The following is a 15,319-nucleotide window of genomic DNA, read 5'->3' as shown; positions in this document are numbered from 1 at the left end:
GATGAACGAACACGAGAATGCTGCTGAATCGGTTCGGCAGTGGCCGCTGTGGCACTGGTTCGCCCCTGCGGAGACGTTGCGCCAAGAGGCACCTTCGTGGGTCACGATACCGCCAATTCCGCAGCGCCTGGCCGTCGCTGCCAACGATTTAGTGGGCGCTGCGCGCCGTCGCCTCCAGCTCATGACATCTGTCGTATGCGACACGCTTTCGGCGGCCGGTGATTCGTCCGACAGCCAGAACGGTTCGGATGATTCGGCAGCCTCACCATCGGCCGGCCCGCAGTCACCCTCGTCGATAACCGTAACAAGTAGCGCGCTCGCCCAGCCTGCCACAGACGCGGGTAAGCCCACTCAGCCTGCCGCGAGCGCACACACACCTGCGACGCTCGCTGCGAGCACAGCAACGCCTGACTGCGCGGCGCGGCCAGTCGCCATCGGGATTCCTGGCATCTGGGAGTCGCGCCACTATCTCGACCCGTGGGCGCGCGCGCTGGCCGACGCCGGGTGGGACGCACGAATCCTGGAAGGTGTGCGCGCTATGCGCCGCCCGATTGACGCGATTGCTCAGATGGCCGAGCGCTACCTTGCGCGAGAAAACCTCACTCATGTGCTGCTCTATTCGCATTCCAAAGGCGGACTGGTGGCCAAAGCGATCATGGCCGGTCCCGAGGGATGGCGTATTCGGCACCTCATCACCTTTGCGACGCCCTTCGACGGAGCACCGATCGCACGTCTGTTGCCGATCCCGAGTTTGCGTGAGCTCTCCCCCGGCTCCCCCGCCATTCGCCCCCTAGCCTCACGCACTGACCTGAACGCACGGATCACTCAGATTGAGGCGACGTGGGATGAGAACGTCCCTCCCACTACGCTTCCAGGCGCGCATCGCCGAGTCATTTTGCCCATCTACGGTCACGGTCAGATGCTTGAATCGCGCGGAGCAGCACGAACATTGGTCCAGCTGGCTGAGCCGTACCGCTGTTAAATTTGCTCTCCCAGGACAACGGGTTCTGGCACAAGCGTCACCCCAAAACGTCCCTTCACCCCTGCGCGCACCGCCCGCGCCAGAACACGGATATCCTGTGCGCAGGCTCCTCCACGGTTAGTCAGCGCCAGGACGTGCTTGGTGGACAACGAGGCGCGCGCCGAGCCGTGGCCACCGCACGGTTCACACTCGTCAGACAGCGCAAACCCTTTTCCAAAACCCGCACGGTCGATCAGCCACGCTGCCGATGTCTTGACCAGGCCCCGCCCAGCGTCAAATCGCGGAGCCTCAGGTGGCAACAGCCGCTCCGCCTCATCGGCATCAAGAATCGGGTTCGTGAAGAACGATCCGGCCGACCACGTGTCATGGTCCCCCTCGTCAATCACCATGCCCTTGGAGGCACGCAGGCGCAGGACCTCGCTGCGTACGCGATTCGTCTCGACCTGCTGTCCAATTGGAACGTCCAATGCGCGCGCGAGCTGGGAATACGCGACGGGTGCAGACATGTGTGAGCGTGTGAGCTGCAGCGTGACATCTAGGACGACCCAGCGCCCGGTCGGCCCCCACTGCGAGCCGTCCATGCGAGGTGTCAGACGCGACTGCTTCAGAATGGATGAACGATAGCCGAGCTCAAGGTCATCGTGGGTCAACTCGACGCGGCGCTGCTCAAGGCGATCCCACGCGCCTATGCGGAGCAGTGTGTGGGCAACTTCGCCGCCGTACGCTCCGATGTTCTGCACAGGTGCCGCCCCAACCGTTCCAGGGATTCCTGACAGTGCTTCCAGGCCCGACAGTCCCCGCTTCACACTCTCATTGACGAGGGCGTCCCACGCTACGCCAGATGCAGCCGTCACGATGACAGGTGAGCTCTGCGGCGCGGATGGTTCCGAGGGGATCCAGGTGACATCTGTTTCAAGGCTTGTGCGAGCGTCACGAATCACCGTTCCATCAAACGGCGCATCATCAGCCAAGATGTTCGATCCGCCGCCGAGAATCAGGAGGCGGTCAGGGCTGTGTTCACCGTCGGCGCGGCGCAACGCGTCAACGAAGGCGTCTTCAGTGGAAGGCTCAACAAGGGTGGTCACCGGACCGCCGACACGAAAGGTCGTCATGTCAGACAGGCGGGGGGCATGCGTACGGGCGCACGGGCGCCTATGCTCCTCGGCGTTGATCGGTGGTCGGTTCTTCCCCTGTTCGCTCACGTAGGACATCCTAGCTGTCTGACTCAGGGCGCAGGTAGCGCGTCAGCCACGCACCAACCGCAACCGGAACAACCAGACACGTCAGAGCACGGTGGTACCCGATATGCGAGGCGAGCAAGCCGAGCACAGGCGGACCGATCAGGAATGCGCCGTAATTGATGGTGGACAGCACCGACAGGCGCGCAGCTGTCATCGACGGGTCGTGGGACAGGGCAGAAGCACCGGTGGGATACACCAGGGCGGCGCCGAATGCCCACAACACCACGCCAATCATCGCAATACCCCACACGGGTGCGAAACCGACCAGGACCAGTCCGGGACATGCGGCGATCAGCATGCCACGCAATAAAACATCAGGTGGCCAGTGCCGACGCAGCCACGCCGCACTGAGCCTGACGACTACCACCGTGGCGAGGAAACCGGACAGTACCGCAGAACCTTGCGCCGCCGTCATGTCGTACCCATCAACCATCGCCAGTGCAAGCCAATTATTTGCTGACCCCTCCAGCAATCCCGAGGACAACACCATCAGACCGATCAACAGCGTGCGTTTTTCGCCCCACGCCTTTCGCGTACGGGCCGTTGATCCGCCGATTCCAAATATCCGGCGACGCTTGGGAGCGCCGTCGCTCACAGATTGGGCGAGCACATCGTCCTCGGTGAGCAGGAACGCGGTTGCGACTGCGACGCAGATCAGGCCAAAGACGATCACTCCCAGCAGGTGATAGGTGACGTGGACGGCCGCCCTCGCCATTGCGGCACCTGAAAGCGCGCCGGTGACTGTGCCGATCGAGAACATCGCGTGGAATCGATCCAGGATTGGGTGGCCGAGGGCGACTTCGATTAGTCCGCCTGCAGTGTTAATTGTTGACCCTGTCAACGACATCCCCATCGACACGAAGATGAGGCTCAGTGACAACAAACCGAGCGACCCCACGTGGATAGATGCCACCACGCAGCCCAGTCCCATAGCCCACAGCGCACCCGCGAGGCGGCCGCTCATACGCGGCCCAATCGCCCCGACTACCGGGCCTGAGGAGGGAAGCGCCACAAGTGACCCGATAGAGCCGATGAGGAGCATTGCGCCGATCTGAGTCGGGCTGAGGTTCAGAGAATCACGCACTGCCGGCAAGCGAGACACCCACGAGGAACTGGCAAAGCCCATGAAAAAGAACATAGCGGCGTCAGCAATGACGGCACGACGTATCCGCGATTGGGGCAGATCTCTGCGTGACAGGCTCATGACAGCCTTCCCTGTGGCCATATTGTGCCGATCGAATAAGTGCCGTGCGTGGCTATCTAGTGCGCCGGGGCGGCGGAAACGCAGCGTGCATAAACCCCCGGGCTGTTGAACAGCTCCGGGGGCATGACAGTTGCGAGGCGTCGCTGGAACGTCACCGAGTTTCGCGGTGCGTCGTCGACTTGCGGCAACGCGGGCAATACTTGGCCAGCTCGAGGCGGTCAGGCGTATTGCGACGATTCTTCCTGGTGATGTAGTTACGTTCCTTGCACTCCGAGCACGCCAGAGTGATCTTGGGGCGAACGTCCTGAGACTTGCTTGCCACGATCTTTCCTTCACTTGAGGTTCTGAGATTATCGCCGGAGACCGGGAGGTCACGGTAGCGGGGGCGGGACTCGAACCCGCGACCTCACGATTATGAGTCGTGCGCTCTAACCAGCTGAGCTACCCCGCCGTGGTAGGTCGCGACTGCGAGGCCGCAAACCAGAGCCCCGAAAGGGAATCGAACCCTTGACCTTCTCCTTACCATGGAGACGCTCTGCCGACTGAGCTATCGGGGCAACGAGAGAAACTCTAGCCTGACACTCATGCTCGAAGCAATCTCCAGGCTTGAGAGCATCCTCACGTCGCAGAACTGAGCACCTCGAGAGCGAAGCACTTGTGGCATTCAGTCCAGTGGCGGGGGAGGGATTCGAACCCCCGAAGCATTCCGCGGCTGATTTACAGTCAGCTCCCTTTGGCCGCTCGGGCACCCCGCCATTGACACCAATCATCGGTGCCGTGAAAGAATAACAAAAATACAAGCGTGAGCGCCAATCGGATCACCGGTTTTGACCCGCTCAAATGCGAGATATCGAGCACACTCATAGCCAGACGCTGATAGGAAGGGATTCCCATGTCTGATTCATCATTCGACATTGTCTCCAAACTCGACCGCCAGGAAGTGGATAACGCTGTCAATCAGGCGGCGAGGGAGGTGTCCCAACGCTACGACTTCCGTAACGTGGACGCATCGATCGAGCTGTCGGGCGATACCGTGGTGATGGAAGCGAACTCCCCCGAACGCGTGATAGCCATTGTGGACGTGCTGCGCTCCAAGCTCACCAAACGCAAGGTTTCACTTAAGGCACTGGATCTGAAGGATCGTGAGCCTCAGCCGTCCGGGAAAATCTATCGAATGGTCGTTCCCCTGCGCGAAGGTATCAGCCAGGACAATGCCAGGAAGATTACGAAGCTGATTCGCGACGAAGGCCCGAAGGGCGTGAAGGCACAGATCCAGGGAGATGAGGTTCGCGTTTCGTCAAAGTCGCGCGATTCCCTGCAAGAAGTCATTGCACTGCTCAGAGGCGAAGCGGGCCGGAAGATCGACTGCGCGTTGCAGTTCGTGAACTATCGGTAGGATCATCGCCGTCAGATAGCGGCCTTCACCCCCTCTGCCTTGTCCCCAACTGTCGATCTCGAGGCAGTGCGGGCGTCCTCGCCCATATCTGAAGCACCCCACTCTCCTGTCCCCAACTGTCAACCTGGAGGCAGCTTCACCTATGCGAGCACTGATTGCTTCCCTCACTGCAAGGTAAAACTGCAGGAAAATAGGGATTTCCCACGTATCAGCCTGACAAGGCTGGCAGGGAAGGTGCAGCCTGGCGTCTTCTGATCGACAGTTGGGAAAATCAGAGAATGCGTGCGCAGGGAGCTCGCATTCGCGTCCTAATCGACAGATGGGAAAATGAGAGAGGAGCCGATGTTCGGCCTAATAGCCGGCCAGTTCCTCCAAGCGGCGGATCCGCTCTTCCATCGGCGGGTGCGTGGACATGAGCGAGCGCACCGATTCCCCACTGAACGGATTCGCAATCATCATCTGGGCTGCTCCCTGGTGCTCCGGTGTACGCTCAAGTGGCACGCGGCTGGTGCCCACCTCAAGCTTCTTCAACGCCGACGCTAAAGCAAGGGGATCGTGCGACAAAATCGCGCCGTCGTGATCCGCCTCGTACTCACGCGTGCGTGAAATCGCCAGCTGGATGAGCATGCCGATCAGCGGCGCAACAATCGCGGCGACCAGTGACAGTATCAGTCCGGCCGCTCCCCCACCGTCACGGTTACGACGGCTGTAGCCTCCCATCCACAGCAGAGAGCGCCCAGCGATTGCCATGATGCCCGCCAGGGACGAGGCGATCGCAGTAATCAGAATGTCACGGTTGTACACATGAGACAGTTCATGCCCGATTACACCGCGCAGCTCTCGCTCATTGAGCAGATCGAGGATACCGGCGGTCACGCACACCGCAGCATTTTTCGGGTTACGTCCCGTTGCAAACGCGTTAGGCGCCATCGTCGGCGCAATCCACAGTGTCGGCATTGGCTGATCGGCCTGCCGACTCAGATCCTCGACAATGCGGTAAACCTCCGGATACAGACTTTGATCCATAGGCTCGGCATTCATCTGGCGCAGCGCCAAGGACGCCGAGTTCCAGTAGGTGAAGAACGTACCGATCAGCGATACGCCGCCCATCACCCACAGCCACACCATCGACCCGGTTGTATGCGCCAAAATCGCACCAATACCGAGGAGCACCGCCCACAGGACGGCAAACAGAAGGATTGTGCGCACTGTGTTGGACGCGACACGCGAACGCGATTTCATATCTCTAGTGTCTCATTCGCCGCGCGGACCGGTGTAGTGATCACCAAATCGCTCAATAGCCGTGGGCACGCCCATCTCACCGGGCTGACCAATCAGGTCCTCATCGTCGTGCGAATGCTCTTCACCGCGAGAAATCGCCGTCATCGCATTGCGGGAGACAACCTTGATGCGCTCACGGATGCCGCGACCACCAGAAAGCTCACCATACCGTGAGCCCAGTTCGCGTTCGTACGCATCCAGCAGCTCCCAGCCTTCCCATGTCGTGTAGGCGACGCCACGCTCGTCAAGCAGTTTGATCATCGCATCGTGCCCCACTGCTTCACTGGTGGCATGCAGAGCGCCAGCCTCTGCATCTTCAACCAGGTGCGCAATGGTTTGCTGTGCGTCCGACTTGGTGGAGCCGATCAGGCCCACAGGGCCACGCTTCACCCATCCGGTCGCGTACACGCCTGAAACAATTTCCGTTGACCCCGGCTCGGTGACAACACGTCCCTCGTTATTCGGGATCACGCCACGAACCTCGTCAAACGGCACGCCGGGGATGGGCGACGAAAAGTACCCGACGGCCCGGTACACGGCCTGCACCGGCCAGTCAGTCATCACTCCGGTGCCGCGCACGCTGCCGTCACCGACCAGTTCAGTGCGTTCGGTGCGCAGTGCGCGCACGTTACCTTTGCTGTCCGCCAGAATCTCCGAAGGTGACTGGAACAGGTGGATATGGATACGGCGAGAAGCGTTGCGCTCGTCTGGATCCACCGAGGCGTAGTTCGTCAGTGTCTTGACGACCTGGCGCTGCTGGTTGAATGAGCGCATCGTCTGTTCGGAGCCTTCATCAAAATCAAAGTCTTCCTCATCGACAATCACGTCAACGTCGGGCACTTTGCCCAGTTCACGCAGCTCGAGTGGCGTGAACTTGACCTGCGCGGGACCTCGGCGGCCAAAAACATGTACATCGGTGATGGGATTGTCTTCGAGAATTTTCGCCACGTTGTCCGGCACTTCAGTCACCATCAGGTCATGCACATGCTTAGAGAGGATGCGGGACACATCCAGCGCCACATTGCCCACACCGATGACGGCAACCTCGCGCGCGTCAAGCGGCCAGGTGCGCGGGTAGTCCGGATGCCCGTCGTACCACGAGACAAAGTCGGCTGCACCATATGACTGCGGCAGGTCGACACCTGGGATGTTTAGCGGAGCATCACGGTCAGCTCCGGTTGCCAAGATGACGGCGTCGTAGTGTTCGCGCAGATCGTCGATCGTCACGTCGCGACCGATCTCCACGTTGCCGAGCAGGCGGATGTCGCCTCGCTGCAGGATCTTGTAGAGAGCAACGATGATTTGTTTGATACGCGGATGATCAGGAGCCACGCCGTAGCGAACGAGTCCGTAGGGAGCAGGCAGGCGTTCGAACAGGTCGATATTCACATCGAGATCTGATTTCGACAAGATGTCCGAAGCATAAATACCAGCCGGGCCGGCCCCGACAACGGCAACGTTCGTTGCTGTCACAGTCATTCGTCCCTTCTCAGGCTCACCACGCACGAATGAGCGTGGCTCGAGCCGCGTTTTCGATACAACACACCATCCTAGCGCGCTTCACAGGAACGGCACTATGGCGCCGCCCACGCACGATCAGGACAAGCGGTTGACCATAAGATGAGCGAAAGCAGTCAGCGCCTGTTTGGGTTCAGAATCGTCGAGGGCGTCCAGCACTGCCACTGCATCGTCGCACCACTTTTCAGCTAGGTCGCGAGTCTCCTGCAGCACTTGGTGATGGCGCAGCTTGTCAACAACGTCAGCCAGGACGCCATCGGAACTCAGATCCCCGTCGATTGCGTCCAGGATTTCCTGACCTGCCGCATCGTCACCGTTGTGTGCCACGTGGCGGCGCAACAGCAAGACGGGCAGTGTATCCACGCCTTCACGCAGGTCAGTTCCCGGGGTCTTCCCTGAGGTCTCACCTGTGGAGGCAAGATCCAGAACATCATCAGCGATCTGGAAAGCGACGCCGACCTTCTCACCGTAGGTGGCAACAAGGTCAGCGACCTCTCTGCCGGCTCCGCCGTGGAAGGCTCCAAAGAAAGCTGATGCTGAAAGGAGCGATCCTGTCTTGTCTGCCAAAACCTGCAGATAGAACTCGACCGGGTCGGCGTCTTCGGGTGGTCCGAAGGTTTCGTTGAGCTGCCCCATGCACAGACGCTCAAAGGTGTCTGAGTGATGCGCCACCGATTCAGGTCCCAGGGAAGCTATCAGGCGTGATGCCCTGGCAAAGAGCACATCGCCAGCGAGGATGGCGCGGTTGTTACCCCACATGTGCTGTGCGGAGGTAACCCCGCGCCGAGTGGGTGCGCTGTCCATGACGTCGTCGTGATAGAGCGATGCCAGGTGCGTCAGCTCCATTGCGGTTGCTGCGCTGATGACACGCTCGCTCGTTGCGCGCTCGGGGTCACCGAGCTGCGCACACACAAGCGTCAAAGCCGGGCGGATCCGTTTGCCTCCCGCCACGCTCAGATGGCGTGTGAGTTCTTCGACCAGGTCACGCCCGCCTCGAACTGCGTCGTTCAGCAGCTCCTCCACGCTTTCCAGCGCAGGAGTGATACGCGCTTCGAGAGAAGGGACGTCAAGGTCAAGTACGGAATAAGAATTCACAGCTGTCACGGCAAGAAGATAGCGACATTTGAGAGCATTGACAAGACGGGCCCAGGAACGATGCCCAGCAGGATCGTCCCAAGCGCACACACAGCAATAGCGATCGCAGTGAGGCCTTCGCTCTTAATGACCACGGTGTTCTCACTTGGTTCAGTGAAGAACATCAGGCGAACAACACGGAAGTAGTAGAACGCTGTTGCCACGGAGCACAGCAGGCCGATCGCAACCAACCATCCGAGTTGGCCAGCGAAGGCATCTGAAAATACAACGAACTTTCCAATGAAGCCGCTGGTCAATGGAATGCCGGCGAATGACATCAGGAACACCAGGACGCTGCCTGCCAGCAGCGGGCTGCGTTTGCCCAGTCCGGCCCAGCGATCCAAAGCCGTTGCCTCTCCACCTACCTCCAGCGAATCACCAGAGCGGGTGCCGGAGCGAACCAGCGTAACCGCAGCGAAGGAGCCGATGGTGGCCAGTGCGTATGCCAGGACGTAGAACAGGACGTGGCCTGCCGATCCCTTGACCAGGGACAAGACCGCCAGCAGGATGAAGCCCGCATGCGCGATTGACGAGTACGCCAGCATGCGTTTGATGTCTGTTTGGACCAGACCTGCGACGGTGCCAACCACCATCGTCAGGACAGCGATAATACTCATCGGGATCAGCAGATCCCATGTGAAGTGTCCGGCGAGGACCTGGTAGAAACGCAGGATCGCGGCAAAGGCAGCCATTTTCACTGCAGCTGCCATGAAACCGGTGATCGGGCTGGGTGCGCCGGTGTAAACGTCAGGCGTCCATGCGTGGAACGGGGCAGCACCAACCTTGAAGAGCAGGCCCACCAGCACCATGACGATGCCGGCCAGCAACAGCCAGTCCATCTCGCCCGTGCTCTGGGTCATGACCTTGTACACTCCGGAGAACTTCAGTCCACCTGAGTACCCGTACAGCAGTGCCATGCCCATCAGGAAGAAGGCCGAGGCGAATGCGCCGAGGATGAAGTACTTCAGCGCGGCTTCCTGTGACAGTTGGCGGCGACGGCGCGCTGTCGCACACAGGATGTACAGCGGTAGCGACATCACCTCGAGTGCCACGAACAGCATGATCATTGAGTCCGCTGCAGGGAACACCATCATGCCACCCAGCGAGAACAGGACAAGGGCAAACATTTCCGAACGTTGGTAGCGCTTCTTTTCTGTGAGCTCCTCATCGACGGAACCGGGACGGTCCGAGGGCTGTCCAGCGAAGGCTCCATCACGAATCTGCGTACGATCCGCGATGACGAGCAACGCCAGGAAGGTGATGACCGCAAGAATCAGTTGCGCACCCACTGTCAGCGGGTCCTCAATGTATTCATCGAAACCCTGCGGCGTGTCAGCTACGACAACCCAGCGCCATGAGAGCACGACGATAGCTGCAGCGGTCACGACGAGGGAGACCCCAATTCCCAGCGGGCGACGAAGGCGTGCGGGGGCAAATGATTCAACCAGGACTGCCAGTACTGCTCCACCGAGCACAATCAGCACTGGTGTCAGGCTCGCCCACGGAACACTGGCCGTAGTTGTAGCGACGTTCATGGGAATCACTTGGAGCTCCCTTCAGTTGACGTATCGGCAGGTGCGTCAGAGGTTTGCCCATCTGTCTGCGCTGGCGCACTCGCCGCGCTTCCTGCGTTCAAGACCTGGTCTGATACCGGGGTCAGTGCTCCGACAATCGGAGCAGACCACAAGCCGATGACAGCCATCGCGATGATCAGCGGCGTCACGACGGCCTTTTCGCGACCATTCATGTCAGTGAGGTGGCGCATTGGTTCGTTTGGCGGGCCGGTGAAGACCTTCTGATACGGCAGCAGCACGTACAGGGCGGCGATGATGACACCCAGCACAGCGAACAGCGCGATCGGAACTGACACGGAGAAGGACCCCATCAGCACCATGTATTCAGGGACGAACCCTGACAAGCCAGGCAGGGCGATTGAAGCCAAACCGGACACCAACCACGTGCCGGCGATCACCGGAGTCACACGCTGCATTCCGCGGTATGCAGGAATCTCGCGTGTCCCGCCTCGGCGGGTCAGGAAGCCGGAGATCAGGAACATGGCGGCGATCGAGACACCGTGAGCGACCATGTAGATCATCGCGCCGGTCAACGCCAGCTGCGAGCCGATGAAGATGCCCAGCACCATGAAGCCGAAGTGTGACACCGAGGTGTAGGACACCAGTCGCATAATGTCGTTTTGTCCGATGGCGGCCAGACCGCCCCACAGGATTGAGACGATGGCGGCAACGCACATGGCGACGGCGCACTTGGCCGCTGCCTGCGGGAAAAGGCTCACGCACAGCGTGATCATTCCGAATGTGCCGATCTTGTCGAGCACGCCGACCAGCAGGACGGATGTACCTGGGCGGGCAACTGCCGCCGTGTCAGGCAGCCATGTGTGGACCGGAACCATCGGCGCCTTGATGATGAAGGCGACCATGAAGGCCCAGAAGATCCCCATTGCCCACGAGGACGGCAGCATCGGGGTGAATTGAGAGAGAGTGTCCAGGCGGAAGAACGTCTCGGACTTTTGCGGGACAACTGCCCACAGTGCCACCAGACCGCCCAACATGGCCAGGCCACCGGCAAGCGAGTACAGCAGGAACTTGATGGCAGCCTTGCGGCGTGCCACGGCCTCGCCCACTCCGTAGGTGCCGATCATAAAGAACAGCGGCACCAGCATCGCTTCAAATGCGATGTAGAAGACGATTACGTCGAAGGCTGCGAAGATCACGACCATGAACATTTCAAGGACGAGGATCAGCGCGCTATAGGCGCCCTCACGCGACTCACGTTCGTCAGCGTCAGCGTCGCGCGCGTCGCCCTCGTGCGTGGAACCGGCGAGGCGAGCAGGCGCAGCAAGCAGAACGAGCGGCACCAGTGCGACGGCCAGCAAGATCATCACAAGGCCGAGGGCATTTACGCCGAGCGCCCATGACACGCCCATCTGCGGGATCCACGAATATGATTCACCGAGCTGGTGTGTGGCAGGTGTGGTCCAGTCGAATTGCGTGGCAACGATGATACCGAGCACCAATTCGATGAGCGAGGCGCCCAACGCCACAAGGCGTCCGCGCGCACGCAACCCCGGGATGAGGCCGACCAGTGCGCCGGCCACGAGCGGCCAGGCAACCATGATCGTCAGCCACGGGATTGAACTGGACTGGATGAGATCAGTAGTAGTCATTGATTCTCCTCCTCACCCTCACAGCCTGAAGCCGAGGACGATTGCCAAGACGACAAGAACGCCGCCAAGGATGTAAGACGCATAGGTTCGCACCAAACCGTTCTGTGTGATGGCGACGAGGCGACCCGCACCAACGGTGAGCCAGCTCAAGCCGCCCACTGCACCGTCGACCACCTTTCGATCGCCCTCTGTTGCCACGGTGACCAACGCCTGTCCGGGCATCATGAAGAGTTTCTCGTTGATGTGGTCCTGGTACAGATCCTGGCGTGCAGCCTGCGTGAGCGCGTTGCCTGCCGGGACGCCAATCGGGACCGGCTTCTTCACGTACATGAACCACGCAACGGCGACGCCGATCACGACAAGCAGCAGGGTGGCGACCTGGATCAGCCACACCGGCAGGACCGGCTCAACGTGAGGGGTCTCCCCCACTGCGGGAACCAGCCATGAGGTGAATGCTCCGCCGATGCTGAGCAGTCCACCGATGAGTACCGAGCAAACCGCCAGAATGATCATCGGGATGGTCATCAGAGGGGACGACTCGTGCGGGTGGACTTCCTGCTCGGGTGTCGAATCTGTCCAGCGTGCTTCTCCGTGGAAGATCATGAAGAACAGGCGCGACATGTAGAACGCGGTGATTCCGGCACCGAACATGGTGACCAGGCCGAATACCCACGGAGCCCAGGGTGTTGACATTCCGGAGAACGAGGACGCTGCAAATGCCGCCTCGATGAGCTTGTCCTTTGAGAAGAATCCGGAGAATGGCGGCACGCCGAGGATGGCGAGCCAGCCGCATGCGAACGTAATCCAGGTGACTTTCATCGCGGTGCGCAGGGCACCGAAGCGACGCATGTTGACCTGATCGTTCATGCCGTGCATGACGGAGCCTGCTCCCAAGAACATCAATGCCTTGAAGAAACCGTGCGTGAACAGGTGGAAGATGGCGAACGCCCAGCCGATGGGGCCAAGGCCCGCACCCAGAAGCATGTAGCCGATCTGCGACATCGTTGATGCTGCCAGCACCTTCTTCATGTCGTCCTTGGCCGAACCGACGATCGCGCCGAACAGCAACGTGATCGCACCGATGATCGCCACTGTCAGTGATGCGGCAGGGGCTGCCAGGAAGATCGCGCCGGAGCGGACAATCAGGTACACACCTGCGGTCACCATCGTGGCCGCGTGGATCAGCGCGGACACCGGCGTCGGGCCGGCCATTGCGTCACCGAGCCATGCCTGCAGTGGGAACTGCGCGGACTTACCACAGGCAGCGACCAGCAGGAAGATACCGATGAGTGTCGCCTGTGCAGTGGACAGTCCCGCAGCTGCAGTGCTGACGTCATTCATGGAGACGGAGCCGACATAGGCAACCATCCCCATCATGGCGATCAGCATGCCCATGTCACCGACACGGTTCATGACAAACGCCTTCTTCGCGGCGGTCGCATTGTCGGGCACCTGGTTCCAGAAGCCGATCAGCAGGTATGAGGCAAGGCCTACGCCTTCCCATCCCATGAAGAGCACTGCGTAAGAATTCGCGATGACCAGTGTCAGCATGGAGGCGATGAAGAAGTTCAAGTAGGCAAAGAAGCGGCGGCGATCCCGGTCGTGTTCCATGTAGGCGATGGCGTATACGTGGATGAGCGAGCCCACGAAGGTCACGAGCATCACGAAGGTCATCGACAGCGGGTCGATCAGGGTTCCAAAGTTGATGGACAGGTCGCCGGCCGGAATCCACGAGAACAGATCGATGGACAGTCGTCGCTCACCTGCTGGAAGTCCAAGCATCTGCACCAGGATAGCGACGCCGACAACGAATGACGCCCACGCGGCGATCACACCGAGGATGTGGCCCCATTTGTCTGCGCGCCGCCCAAGGACGAGCAACAGGATTGCGGACGCCAGTGGGATCGCGACCATAAGCCACGCAAGTGCTGCCGGCCCTGTTGCGGCCGTCAAAGCGGGGAGGGTAGTGGTCATTGAAATGGTCCTCCCTTAGTTCTTTAGCAGGTTGTTGTCGTCCACGCCGGTTGTCGCGCGTGCACGGAAGATGGATACGATGATGGCCAGTCCGACGACCACTTCAGCTGCGGCGACAACCATGACAAAGAACGCCATGATCTGTCCGGCAACATCTGCGTGGATACGTGCGAAGGTCACGAGGGCGAGGTTCGCGGAGTTCAGCATGAGCTCCACACCCATCAGTGAGATCACCGCGGAACGCCTCACGAGGACTACGACCGCTCCGATGGAGAAGATCACGCCCGCGAGGATCAGGTACCATGCCATACTCATTTGGCAGCTCCTTCACCAGGTGTGTGCGGCTGAGCATTGTTATTGCTTCCGCCCTGCGTAGGGCCGGCGTTCGCGCCCGGTCCCTGTACATGATCAGTATTGGCTTGTCCGGCATCCGGTGCGGTCTGCACCTCGCCCATGCCCTTCGGATCAGCTTCGTTGGCCGAGGTCTCGGCCTGCGCGTTGCGGTCAGCCGCGGACGCTTCAGGCTGGTTGAGGCCGGTGGGCGCGGAAGGCCCCGGCATGCCCCAGGCTCCGGATCGAGGAACCGACACGTTTTTTCCTGCCTTGAATGGTGAATCGTCCAGCAACCCGGCGCGCGTCAGCTGCAAAGACTCTGCAATGTCAGGGGCAACCTGGTTCAGTGAACGGCCCAATCCTCGCACGCGGAAGACACGCGGCACGGAATCTTCCACCGGGGCGAGTGTGTCGCCGCCGATTGCCGGAACGTCCGTTGCGTTCGAATGAGCGAACACGCCAGGCGCCGGAAGCTGTCCAATGTGACGGCCGCTTTCCTTGAAGGCCTTCATCTTGGCTTCAGCCGTAGTGCGCTGGTTGAACGAGGGTCCCAGGCGGTCCGTGTGAGTCAGCAGCATCGCGCCGATCGCGGCAGTGATGAGCAGAGTGCCCGCTAGTTCCATTGACATCCAGTGGTCTGCGAACAGTGAGGATGCCAGCGAGGTGACCGGCTCATTGGAGTACGGGTCAACGCTCGAGGCTTTGCTCGCGGACAACACTGTTTTCGCGCCGATACCGGCAAAAATGGCGATCATGCCGAGCCCGCCGATGCATGCGGCAGTGATTGCACCGCGTGACTGGAATTGGTATCCGTCGGTGGCTCCCAGGCCGATCATCATGATGACGAACAAGAACAGCATCATGATGGCGCCGGTGTAGACGACGACTTGGACAGCACCCAAGAACGGTGCTCCCAGAGCGATGAACAATACTGCCAGTCCAATCATCACCGCGACCATACAGATCGCGGAGTACGCAGCTTTCTTGAAGAAGAGCACACCGAGGGCGCCCAGCACCATGACGACGGCGACGCAACTGAAAAGGATCGCCTCGCCTGTGCTGCCCATCAGTG

At 60.4% G+C, this 15,319-nt stretch carries 12 protein-coding genes, 3 tRNA genes and 1 pseudogene; 2 read left to right on the top strand and 14 right to left on the bottom strand.

Going from position 1 to position 15,319, the window contains the following annotated elements:
• Nucleotide 1 precedes the first annotated feature (1 nt).
• Nucleotides 2-982 (top strand): esterase/lipase family protein, encoded by a 981-nt coding sequence (locus tag HMPREF2975_RS01770; RefSeq protein ID WP_070725382.1) that lies wholly within the window; start codon nucleotides 2-4, stop codon nucleotides 980-982.
• Here the strand turns inward: HMPREF2975_RS01770 and HMPREF2975_RS01765 are convergent.
• The 6 genes from HMPREF2975_RS01765 to HMPREF2975_RS01745 all read right to left on the bottom strand — a co-directional run bounded on the left by HMPREF2975_RS01765 (nucleotide 979) and on the right by HMPREF2975_RS01745 (nucleotide 4,182).
• Complete coding sequence (locus HMPREF2975_RS01765; RefSeq protein ID WP_264673886.1) at nucleotides 979-2,154, bottom strand: UDP-N-acetylmuramate dehydrogenase; 1,176 nt, start codon at nucleotides 2,152-2,154, stop codon at nucleotides 979-981. The genes HMPREF2975_RS01770 and HMPREF2975_RS01765 overlap by 4 nt on opposite strands.
• Nucleotides 2,155-2,194: 40 nt before the next feature.
• Nucleotides 2,195-3,427 carry an MFS transporter gene (locus HMPREF2975_RS01760; RefSeq protein WP_070725420.1) on the bottom strand — a complete coding sequence of 411 codons (1,233 nt, stop codon included), beginning with the start codon at nucleotides 3,425-3,427 and terminating at the stop codon, nucleotides 2,195-2,197.
• Between the two features lie 151 nt (nucleotides 3,428-3,578).
• Nucleotides 3,579-3,749: a 50S ribosomal protein L33 gene (gene rpmG / locus HMPREF2975_RS11880; protein ID WP_074026201.1), complete on the bottom strand. Its 171-nt coding sequence runs from the start codon at nucleotides 3,747-3,749 to the stop codon at nucleotides 3,579-3,581.
• A gap of 55 nt (nucleotides 3,750-3,804) precedes the next feature.
• Nucleotides 3,805-3,878, bottom strand: a tRNA-Met gene (locus HMPREF2975_RS01755).
• 33 nt (nucleotides 3,879-3,911) lie between these two features.
• Nucleotides 3,912-3,984: transfer RNA gene (locus HMPREF2975_RS01750), tRNA-Thr, on the bottom strand.
• A 116-nt stretch (nucleotides 3,985-4,100) separates the two neighbouring features.
• Nucleotides 4,101-4,182, bottom strand: a tRNA-Tyr gene (locus tag HMPREF2975_RS01745).
• Between the two features lie 137 nt (nucleotides 4,183-4,319).
• Between HMPREF2975_RS01745 and HMPREF2975_RS01740 the strand changes: the two genes are divergently transcribed.
• Nucleotides 4,320-4,823: a YajQ family cyclic di-GMP-binding protein gene (locus tag HMPREF2975_RS01740; RefSeq protein WP_070725380.1), complete on the top strand. Its 504-nt coding sequence runs from the start codon at nucleotides 4,320-4,322 to the stop codon at nucleotides 4,821-4,823.
• Nucleotides 4,824-5,174: 351 nt separating this feature from the next.
• Here HMPREF2975_RS01740 and HMPREF2975_RS01735 read toward each other — a convergent pair whose 3' ends face one another.
• The 8 genes and pseudogenes from HMPREF2975_RS01735 to HMPREF2975_RS01700 all read right to left on the bottom strand — a co-directional run.
• Nucleotides 5,175-6,065, bottom strand: coding sequence for a M48 family metalloprotease (locus HMPREF2975_RS01735; protein WP_070725378.1), 891 nt, complete (start codon nucleotides 6,063-6,065; stop codon nucleotides 5,175-5,177).
• Nucleotides 6,066-6,077: 12 nt separating this feature from the next.
• Complete coding sequence (locus tag HMPREF2975_RS01730; RefSeq protein WP_141757249.1) at nucleotides 6,078-7,577, bottom strand: FAD-dependent oxidoreductase; 1,500 nt, start codon at nucleotides 7,575-7,577, stop codon at nucleotides 6,078-6,080.
• A 123-nt stretch (nucleotides 7,578-7,700) separates the two neighbouring features.
• A complete protein-coding gene (locus HMPREF2975_RS01725) occupies nucleotides 7,701-8,726 on the bottom strand; it encodes a polyprenyl synthetase family protein (protein ID WP_227469105.1) in 1,026 nt (341 codons plus the stop codon).
• On the bottom strand, nucleotides 8,723-10,291 hold the full coding sequence (gene nuoN, locus HMPREF2975_RS01720) for an NADH-quinone oxidoreductase subunit NuoN (protein ID WP_058237866.1): 1,569 nt from the start codon (nucleotides 10,289-10,291) through the stop codon (nucleotides 8,723-8,725). Before nuoN ends, HMPREF2975_RS01725 begins: the two co-directional genes overlap by 4 nt.
• Nucleotides 10,292-10,296: 5 nt before the next feature.
• Complete coding sequence (locus HMPREF2975_RS01715; protein WP_070725374.1) at nucleotides 10,297-11,940, bottom strand: complex I subunit 4 family protein; 1,644 nt, start codon at nucleotides 11,938-11,940, stop codon at nucleotides 10,297-10,299.
• A gap of 18 nt (nucleotides 11,941-11,958) precedes the next feature.
• Nucleotides 11,959-13,914: an NADH-quinone oxidoreductase subunit L gene (gene nuoL / locus HMPREF2975_RS01710; protein WP_070725372.1), complete on the bottom strand. Its 1,956-nt coding sequence runs from the start codon at nucleotides 13,912-13,914 to the stop codon at nucleotides 11,959-11,961.
• A 15-nt stretch (nucleotides 13,915-13,929) separates the two neighbouring features.
• On the bottom strand, nucleotides 13,930-14,229 hold the full coding sequence (nuoK, locus tag HMPREF2975_RS01705) for an NADH-quinone oxidoreductase subunit NuoK (RefSeq protein WP_058237190.1): 300 nt from the start codon (nucleotides 14,227-14,229) through the stop codon (nucleotides 13,930-13,932).
• Between the two features lie 191 nt (nucleotides 14,230-14,420).
• Nucleotides 14,421-15,314, bottom strand: a pseudogene (locus tag HMPREF2975_RS01700) (NADH-quinone oxidoreductase subunit J); the annotation flags it as partial.
• Between the last annotated feature and the right edge of the window lie 5 nt (nucleotides 15,315-15,319).

This window comes from Actinomyces sp. HMSC065F12 (assembly GCF_001814535.1).
Taxonomy (GTDB): Bacteria; Actinomycetota; Actinomycetes; order Actinomycetales; family Actinomycetaceae; genus Pauljensenia; species Pauljensenia radingae_A.
The sequence above is the reverse complement of the archived record's forward strand: the minus strand, read 5'-3'. Positions and strand labels throughout refer to the sequence as shown.

Coding starts and splice junctions, on each gene's coding strand:
- HMPREF2975_RS01715 (WP_070725374.1), bottom strand. CDS start 11,940: ATGACTACTACTGATCTCATCCAGTCCAGTTCAATCCCGTGGCTGACG.
- nuoL (WP_070725372.1), bottom strand. CDS start 13,914: ATGACCACTACCCTCCCCGCTTTGACGGCCGCAACAGGGCCGGCAGCA.
- nuoK (WP_058237190.1), bottom strand. CDS start 14,229: ATGAGTATGGCATGGTACCTGATCCTCGCGGGCGTGATCTTCTCCATC.
- HMPREF2975_RS01770 (WP_070725382.1), top strand. CDS start 2: ATGAACGAACACGAGAATGCTGCTGAATCGGTTCGGCAGTGGCCGCTG.
- HMPREF2975_RS01760 (WP_070725420.1), bottom strand. CDS start 3,427: ATGAGCCTGTCACGCAGAGATCTGCCCCAATCGCGGATACGTCGTGCC.
- HMPREF2975_RS01735 (WP_070725378.1), bottom strand. CDS start 6,065: ATGAAATCGCGTTCGCGTGTCGCGTCCAACACAGTGCGCACAATCCTT.
- nuoN (WP_058237866.1), bottom strand. CDS start 10,291: ATGAACGTCGCTACAACTACGGCCAGTGTTCCGTGGGCGAGCCTGACA.
- HMPREF2975_RS01740 (WP_070725380.1), top strand. CDS start 4,320: ATGTCTGATTCATCATTCGACATTGTCTCCAAACTCGACCGCCAGGAA.